Annotated in this window: 1 protein-coding gene; it reads right to left on the bottom strand. The window is 43.8% G+C overall.

Annotated elements, in window-relative coordinates; translation table 11 throughout:
* Positions 1-83: 83 nt before the first annotated feature.
* Positions 84-938 carry a penicillin-insensitive murein endopeptidase gene (gene mepA / locus AB4238_RS20365; protein WP_372035233.1) on the bottom strand — a complete coding sequence of 285 codons (855 nt, stop codon included), beginning with the start codon at positions 936-938 and terminating at the stop codon, positions 84-86.
* Between the last annotated feature and the right edge of the window lie 260 nt (positions 939-1198).

Genomic DNA, 1198 nt, shown 5'->3' on the forward strand with positions numbered 1-1198 from the left:
TCAGGTAGCACGGGTATAGTAGTGACGCGGTCAATAAGCCCTGCATCTAATCGGTGCAGGGCTTTTTATATTCAATATGAGTATTAAGAACTCAGGATCTGCTCACACCGCTTTGGCTTTGTTTTCTCTTTCTTTTTAGCTGGCTTACTGTTCGGTTTACTTTTCGGCTTCAGTTTGGGCAGAGTGTATTGTTGCTTCCACCAACTAAGTTCATTACAACCATTGCCCTTAGGGATAGCAGCCTGGTTAATACAGCTCGCGTCATCTTTTGGGCAGTGCAATCTGACGTGCATATGATAAGTATGCCCCCACCAAGGTCGCACTTTATTAAGCCAAGCATCATCGACAAGTTTCATGTCACATAGATGCTGCTTAATCACTGGACTGACAAAAATACGCGCAACACGGTGATCCTTGGCAGCCAATTGCAACATACGGGTATGCTGCGGCTGCCACTGCTTACTATCAAGGCTGAACTGCTTGGAATTAACAATATCAAATGGCTCTGGTTGAGCACGCTGCTTTAGCGTTAACGGTTGCTCAGTCAACTTAAGCCAAATATCAACATCTAGCCCAATTTGGTGGCTGGAATGACCATGAGTAAAGTTGCCACCTCGTGGCATAGACATATCAGCAATTAGCAAATTAGATGGCTGATATTGCTGTAGTTTATTGCTGTAATCGTTGATAAAAGAAATAAGCTGCGGATGACCAAAGTAACGCTGCCGTTCAGTACGAATAACTTGAAAACCAACGCCTGACAAAGGCAGTGCTTCGCCTCCGGCTAAGCAGCCATTGGCATAGCTACCGACAGCGGCGGCATCGCCGTTAACAGGGCTATTGACTCGCTCCCATGGGTTAGCGAATACAGTTGAACTTGCCAACAAAAGGATCACGCTTAACCACAGAAAGGCGCTGTTGCTACGAAGTCTATTCACACAATTAAGCCTCATCGAATGCCATGACTCAAAAACAAGGATCGTTTTACCATTACTACAAGCTTAAACGATTTTTCATTTCTCAAGCAGTAAACTTAGCTCACTTGATGGCTTTTATTCTACCTACGATACCTAGCAATGAAACGCTGATTTTGATGGATATTGACCTCTAATAGATTGATTAAATGCTGCAAGGATTTAATGGGGGGATAATACTAATTACATTAAGCATTTGACCAGCTCAGAGCCCCTCAGTCTTT

Origin of the sequence: Shewanella sp. 10N.286.45.A1 (assembly GCF_041470405.1) — a bacterium.
In the GTDB taxonomy this organism is placed as follows: domain Bacteria; phylum Pseudomonadota; class Gammaproteobacteria; order Enterobacterales; family Shewanellaceae; genus Shewanella.